This is a genomic window from Synechococcus sp. R5-12, from assembly GCF_047502655.1.
GTDB lineage: Bacteria > Cyanobacteriota > Cyanobacteriia > Thermostichales > Thermostichaceae > Thermostichus.
On sequence record NZ_JANSIM010000273.1, the window covers coordinates 1 to 7,447 of the forward strand.

Annotated in this window: 5 protein-coding genes; 1 reads left to right on the top strand and 4 read right to left on the bottom strand. The window is 57.3% G+C overall.

Annotated features, from left to right (window positions below; genetic code table 11):
* Window positions 1–207: 207 nt before the first annotated feature.
* From dnaN to pyk, 4 genes are all read right to left on the bottom strand, one after another.
* Complete coding sequence (dnaN, locus tag NW843_RS13180; RefSeq protein WP_414523174.1) at window positions 208–1,575, bottom strand: DNA polymerase III subunit beta; 1,368 nt, start codon at window positions 1,573–1,575, stop codon at window positions 208–210.
* 754 nt (window positions 1,576–2,329) lie between these two features.
* Window positions 2,330–4,612 carry a RelA/SpoT family protein gene (locus NW843_RS13185; protein ID WP_414523175.1) on the bottom strand — a complete coding sequence of 761 codons (2,283 nt, stop codon included), beginning with the start codon at window positions 4,610–4,612 and terminating at the stop codon, window positions 2,330–2,332.
* A 151-nt stretch (window positions 4,613–4,763) separates the two neighbouring features.
* Window positions 4,764–4,994 (bottom strand): DUF4327 family protein, encoded by a 231-nt coding sequence (locus NW843_RS13190; protein ID WP_414342658.1) that lies wholly within the window; start codon window positions 4,992–4,994, stop codon window positions 4,764–4,766.
* 138 nt (window positions 4,995–5,132) lie between these two features.
* Window positions 5,133–6,992 carry a pyruvate kinase gene (gene pyk / locus NW843_RS13195; RefSeq protein WP_414342660.1) on the bottom strand — a complete coding sequence of 620 codons (1,860 nt, stop codon included), beginning with the start codon at window positions 6,990–6,992 and terminating at the stop codon, window positions 5,133–5,135.
* Between the two features lie 170 nt (window positions 6,993–7,162).
* Here pyk and NW843_RS13200 point away from each other — a divergent pair, with 170 nt between their 5' ends.
* Window positions 7,163–7,405, top strand: coding sequence for a hypothetical protein (locus NW843_RS13200; RefSeq protein WP_414351871.1), 243 nt, complete (start codon window positions 7,163–7,165; stop codon window positions 7,403–7,405).
* Window positions 7,406–7,447 lie beyond the last annotated feature (42 nt).

Below are 7,447 nucleotides of genomic sequence, written 5' to 3' on the forward strand. Positions count from 1 at the left end.
TCAGCAAAGTTCAGGGTTTTGGGGGTTAGAGGCATGCTCCCTGAACGCTCGGCGCCGCTTCCGCGACCATCCCTGGCTCCTTTCCCTCTGGGAGAGGGGGCAATGCAAACAACTGTAGATTTGTACAAACAACTGTAGATTTGTGTAGATTTGTACTGAGATGATCTTGAGAGTTTTGGACTAGAGCTGGGTGGAGCTCTCCTAAGACTAGGTAGCCCGTAGCTGCACCGGCATAACCAAATAACAGAGCCGCATTGCCCCAAGGGGCTTCCAGATGGCCGGCTGCGTGGCGCCGTTTAGCTCCAGGCTCACCTGCTGCGTATGAAACACCCTGAGGGCATCCAGCAGGTAACGCACATTGAAGGCCAGCTCCAGGTCAGGACCAGACATCTGCACTGGCAACGATTCCTCGCCACTGCCCACATCGGGCGCCTCGGTGCTGATGCGCAGGGTTTGGGTTGCGGCAGAAAGATTGAACTTGACGATGTCGTTTCTTTGGGCAGCAAGTACTCCCACCCGTTCCAGCGACTCAATCAAAGGCCGACGCTCCAGGGTTATCTGCCGCTCAAATTGCCTGGGAATCAGGCGGTTGTAGTCGGGATATTGGCCCTCCAAAAGGCGGCTGGTGATCCGCCGTTGGCACTGCGTTTTGCCGGCGCGAGGAGGCAGCACAAACTGCACCTGGGATCGGTCAAACCGCAATTCCACCGTAGAGGCCGCGGTCTGGGTGCCGAGGATGCGCTCCACCTCTCGCAAAGTGCGAGCGGGAATGGTGAAATCCAACCCTATTTCCCCATGGGCCGAAGCAACCGGGATCCCTTCGGCCTCCACCTGCACCATCGCCAGACGATGCCCATCGGTGGCTGCAAACTCCAGGCAAGGGGGATCCCCCGCCAAGAGCTTGACATGCACCCCTGTGAGCACCTGCTTGGTCTCATCTCCAGAGGCCGCAAAAAGGGTTTGGCCGATCCCTTGCAACAGGCTCTCGATGGGCAGCTCCAGGGCCTGAGCTGTCGGGCTTTCCTCCCCCGCAAAATCGCCATCTGCGTCGGCGGCGGGAAGCGATATCTCCGGCAGGGTGGGGTACTCTTCAGCCGACAGGCTGCGCACTTGGTACTGGCCGGCTGCCGACATGAGAATCACAGGGGCACTCTCCTTGGCTTGGCTGCTCGCGTCAAGAGTCACTGGGCCGCTGGGCAGGCGGCTGACGATGTCGCTGAGCAGCTTGGCCGGCAGGGTGGTGCGACCGGATCCCCTGACCTGAGCCTCGAACTCGCTGCGAATGCACAAGTTCAAGTCAAAGGCGGTCAAAGCAACCCGCTGAGTTTCCGCGTCGGCCTCCACCAACACATTGGCCAAAACGGGCAGGGCGGGGCGGCTGGCCACAGCCCGTCCAACGGAAGCGAGGTGGTGGCTGAGATCGGCTTGCTCGCAGGTGAAGCTGAAACCGGAGACCACGGCCCCGTCAAGGTATCCCTCCCCACGCTGAGGAGCTGCAGTCTTACTGCTGCGCAACACTGCCGCAAGTGACTCGGCCTCGAGTTCTCGATCCACAGGACGTTGAGCTTGCACCATGGGGGGCACTTGAGAGCTGCACACGCAGATCCTACACCGACTGCCCCGGTTGGATCCCTGCCCTTGCAGACAAGTTTTGGAAAATTTGCCTCGCGCGTAGGACAGATCTGAAATTTCGATCCCTGCCTAATTTAATTTTTTGATCTAGTAGTAGTAGGGGCTGTGGAAACTGTGGAAAGTGATCGTCAACACCTTGCGCCATGAGCTTTTGAGCTTATTCCCCACCTGTGGAAAAACTGTGGATAACTTGGCCACTTTTCCACAGGGTATTTATACCTGTTAATAACTTGGGGGGTTTTTCCACAGGTTTTCCACAGATTTTCCAGGTTTTTCCACAGGTTTTCCACAGGCTAATGTTGTGATTTCCTGACAAATTCATAAAAATTAACACACAGTCAGTGTAGGATCCCGTAATGTAGTGAGTCCTCCCCCTAGATATGGCCAGGAACTCCATCGGAGCTTGGGCGGGCTTCGCTGGATTTCCACAGGTTTTCCACAGGCTGTCGAAGAAAGCCTGGGATATTGCTCTGGGCTTGTCGGCCTTGCCTGGCCACCTGTGAGCTGACACGGGATTTTTGGCAAGACCCCAGAGGAGCGGGAAAGCGCTCTGCGCACCAGAAGCGGCAAAGGAGGTCAGGATGAGGATGGGACAGCGCCTGACCCAAAATTGGGCTGCTGCAGGAGCGAGTCACAAGGAGCGAGTCACAATAGGGATGCGGTCTAGAGTCCGTACCCGCGAAGGGCCAGGCGTAGGTCAACGGGATCCGTTTTGGTGATGGCGGGAGCGCAGCACGATCACGTCAGAAAGCTGGCGCAGTTGACTTTGAACCTGGGTGAGCTGTTTCTTATCACGTACATCGATACAGAGATCGATCAGGGCGGTGCGGTTGGCAAAAGTTTGTACCTTAGCATTGCGAACATTAATGCCTTGATCCGATAGACGGGAAAGAATGTCCCGCAGCACCCCGACGCGGTCGATAACCTCCAGATGCAGTTCTACCGGGTAGATCTGGGCGCTCTGCCGCAGTTGCTCTTCGTTCCATCGTACCGGCACCAGCCGTTCCCCCGAAACCTGAGCCACCCGTGGACAGTCCTGATGGTGGATACTAATACCCTTAAAGCGGGTGACCACGCCCAAGATCGGATCCCCCGGCAGCGGATTACAACACTTGGCCAACTGGTGTTTCAGACCCTCCACCCCCAGAATGGGAGATTGGGATTTGATAGAACTGGGAGCCGCAGAAGCCCGTGGCAACAACAGCTTGGATCCCTCAAGCGATTCCTCCTCTGTGGGAGCAGATACTGCCGGCCTGCTGACCTCCTGCAGCCGATGGATCACCAGCGTGGGGGTTGTCTCACCATAACCCAGAGCGGCTAACAAATCCTCTACACTGGCGTAGTTGAGCTTTTCGGCCACCTTCTGCATCCGCTCTGATTTGAGCAGGGCATCAAAGCCCGTTTTGCCCAGCTCCCGCTCCAGCAAATGCCGGCCCCGCGCGATGTTTTGCTCACGATTTGAGCGCTTAAACCATTGGCGAATGCGATTGCGGGCAGAGCTGGTGGCAACGAAATTGATCCAGTCCAGGCTGGGATGGGCATTCTTGTGGGTAATGATCTGCACAATGTCGCCGTTGCGCAGGCGGGTATCCAGGGGCACGATCTTGTTGTTCACCCGCGCCCCCGCACAGTGATCCCCAACTTCGGAGTGGATGCGATAGGCGAAGTCCACCGGACAGGATCCCTGGGGCAGGGCCAGCAAGTCCCCCTTGGGCGTGAAAACGTAAACCTCGCTCTCAAACAGATTCTCGCGAAGGGTGTCCAGATACTCTTTGTCGTCTTTGAGGTCGTTTTGCCACTCCAAGAGCTGCCGCAGCCAGGTGAAGCGCTCCTCGTCGGGCTTGACAGTGGTGCTGCCGGCCTCCTTGTACTTCCAGTGGGCGGCGATCCCGTACTCAGCCACGCGGTGCATCTCTTCGGTGCGGATCTGCACCTCCACCGGTCTTCCCTGCGGGCCAATCACCGCCGTATGCAAAGATTGGTAACGATTGGCCTTGGGCAGACCAATGTAGTCTTTGAAACGCCCAGGGATGGGGCGAAAGCAGTTGTGAACGACTGCCAGCACCCGATAGCACTCGCTGTTGGTATGCACGATCACCCGCACTGCCGAGAGATCGTAAATCTCGTGAAATTCTTTGTGCTGCTGCTGCATCTTGCGATAGATGCTGTACAAATGTTTGGGCCGTCCGCTGATCTCAAAGCGTTCCAGTCCCGCTTGAAGAAGGTTCTGCCGCAGCTCTTCGATAAAAGCTTGGATCTCGGCCTCTCGCTCGGCGCGCTTGGCGTTGACCAATTCCTGAATCTTCCGGTAAGCCTCGTAGTCCAGATACTTAAAAGCCAAGTCTTCCAGTTCCCATTTGAAATGCCAGATCCCCAGCCGGTTGGCCAAAGGGGCGAAAATTTCCATGGTTTCGGCTGCAATTTGCCGTTGCTTGCTGGGGGAGAGATACTGCAGCGTGCGCATGTTGTGTAAGCGATCCGCCAGCTTGACCACGATGACTCGAATATCTTTGGCCATGGCCACAAACATGCGGCGGAAATTTTCCGCTTGCTGCTCGGTTTTGCTGGAGAAATTGAACTTAGAGAGTTTGGTAACTCCTTCTACCAGTAGGCGAACTTCAGAGCCGAATTCAGCTTCCAGGGCTTCTGGGGTAACTTCTGTATCCTCAATAACATCGTGCAAAAGGCCGGCTGCCACTGTCACCGCATCCCCCCCCAGCTCCCGCAGGAGAGTGGCCACGGCTACCGGATGGGCAATGTAGGGATCCCCCGATTTGCGTTTTTGGCCCTGATGCAAACAGTAAGAAAACTCAAAGGCACGGCGCAGCAGATCGGCTTCTTCAGCCGTGTAGGGCCGCAACCCATCGCCGGGATCCTCGGCACCGGAAAGCAGAGCACGCAGCCACCCTGGCACCTCAAAACCGAGGCTATTCAGGTCGAGACCTCCATCTGAGGTGGCAATGACAGCCGTCTGACCCATGCGAACCCGGCGAAAAGGGATGTTTGATTACTGACTATAGTTCATCCAGCTTAGCCGCCGACAGATTAGAGGAGGAAAAAACGGCTGGAATAAAAAGAGGCATTGGCTGTCTGCCAACGCCGACCGCTTGCCATCCTCGGCAGATCGAGAGTCAGTCTTCGCTCCACTCCTCGCAGTTGCCGATCAAATCGCAGAGGGGATCCGAGGGGCAGTAGTCTTGCAGCTCCAGCTCTTGGGCAATCGCCTGCCACTCCCGCTGCGGGAAAAAGGGTTGCAGGTGGGCAATGGCTGCAGAGCGGCGTAAGACCCCCTGCTGAATGAGGCGACGAGCTTCCTCCTGGATGGCCTCAACCGCATAGTGGGTGGCTTGTAAAGTGGGCATAGCTTAACCTACACGTGGAATGGATGGGACGCACCGAAGGGTCAGGGAAAATCTTGCCTCGCTACCCCCATCATAGAACTGGGTCTCGTTTCGTAGCAAGAGATACAAGTTTGTATTGCAGGCAACCTTAAGGCCCGCTTAAAAGCCCAAGCCATCGGCTCCTGCGGTCACTATGCCTTTTTCTGGGTTCAGAGTGACGATAGACCCATCCCGGATTAAGCGGGTGGCATCCTTGACCCCCACCAGCACCGGCACCCCCAGCCGCAGGCCAATGACTGCTGCATGAGAGGAGGCTCCCTCTTCTTCGGTAATCACGCCGGCTGCCTGTTTGATCGCCTCCACATAGTTGGCGTCGGTGGATTGGGCAACCAAAATGTCTCCGGCGGTGATTTTGCCGGCATCGAGGCTGGATCTCAAGATGCGGGCCGGGCCGCTGACAATGCCTTTGCCAAACCCTTTGCCTTGAGCCACCACCGCTTTCACCACATCCACCTTGATCAGATCGGTGGATCCCGCAACCCCTGGCAGGGTTCCTGCACTGAGCACCACCAAGTCGCCATCCTTGAGCAAGCCATCTTCCTGAGCCAAGCTGATGGCCGCTTGAAAGGTCTGGCGGGTGGTGGCCAAATCCATAACCAACAGCGGATGTACCCCCCAAACCAACTGCAGCCGCCGTGCCACTTCCACATGGGGGGTTACGGCTAGGATGGGAGTGCGGGGGCGAAACTTAGAGACATTGCGAGCGGTAGCCCCTGTTTTGGTCAGGGTCATCACGGCTACAGCATCCAACTCTTGGGCGATCTCCCCCACGGCGCGGCTGATCGAGTCGGTGATCAGGGTTTTGGGCCGCATTCCAGCAGGACTGTTGCCGTTGTTTTGGCTCAGCTCCTGCATGGCAAGGGCGCGAAGGCGTTGTCGTCGGTCGGCGGAGGTCAGGTCAAAGTAATCGCGCTCGGTGCGCACGGCAATGCGGGCCATGGTGGCAACGGCCTCGACAGGGTATTTGCCCACAGCCGTCTCGTTGGAGAGCATGACGGCATCGGTGCCATCCAAAATGGCGTTGGCCACATCGGAGATTTCGGCACGGGTAGGCCGGGGGCTGTGCACCATGCTGTCCAGCATTTGGGTGGCCGTAATTACCGGGATCCCCAGGGAGTTGGCCAGGGCGATCACCCGCTTCTGCAGGATCGGCACCTCTTCCGCAGGCAGCTCTACCCCCAGATCTCCCCGCGCCACCATCACACCGTCGCTGAGGGCCAAAATCTGGGGCAGCTGTTCAATGGCCTCGTGTTTCTCGATCTTGACGATGATGGGTACCCGCTTGTCGGCTGAGCCGGAAGAAGGCCGTTTGGCTGAGGCAATGAGCTCCCGCAGCTCCAGCACATCAGAGGGATCCCGCACAAAGCTGAGGGCCACCCAATCCACCCCTTGGTTGAGGCCGAAGTAGAGATCTTCTTTATCCTTTGGAGTCACGGCGCGGATGCTCAGGCGCACACCGGGGAAATTGACCCCTTTGTTGTTGGAGAGGGTACCCCCGACAATGGTGCGGCAGAAGAGTTCGCCCGCTTCCGGATCCACGGCTTCCACCCGCATCTCCACTCGACCATCGTCGATGAGGATCGTCGCTCCTTCGGGCACTTCTTGGGCCAGCTTGTCGTAGGTGACCCAGCTGCGCTCTTGGGATCCCAAGACGGGCTTACTGGTCAACACAAAGGGATCCCCTGCCTTGAGGGTGATCGAGCCTTCGGCGAACTTGCCCAAGCGGATTTTGGGCCCCTGCAGGTCTTGCAAGATGGCGACCTGGATGCCCAGATCCATCGCGGTTTGGCGGATCAGGCGAATGCTGCGGCGGTGTAGCTCGTGATCCCCATGGGAGAAGTTCAGGCGAAGGGTGGTTGCCCCTTGCAGGATCATCTCCCTGAGAATGGCTGGATTTGAGCTGGCAGGGCCGATGGTGGCAACAATTTTGGTGCGTCGAAAAGAATCCCTCAAATGCATGTCCACTGTTCCCAAGGGAGAGCAGCCCAGATCCTTCCCCCACATAGGGATCTCTCTGATTACGATAACCCGTTATGTCTTTTTTGAGGCACCGCTTTTTTAAAATCCCCAGCGAGAGAGGATGGGAAAATAGGCAAAGCAGAGTGTAGAGATCCATCTGGAGTCGAGCGATGCCGGTTGCCCCCGAATACGCCTTCCCCTTCGAGCACCATCAGAAGTTCTCTCTGGATAACCCCACTATCTCCAGCCCAGGGGTTTCCAAGCGGGAATACATAGCCAGCAGAGTACTGCAGGGTATCGTGAGCAATCCCCAGACTCCTGTTGGCGATTTGTCTCCTGAGCAACGACAGGCTTTGGTCTATACGGCGGTGTTGTTGGCAGATGATTTGTTGGCGGCCCTCGGCGCTCAGTAGAGAGCATGCCTCTAACCCCCAAAACCCTGAACTTTGCTGAAT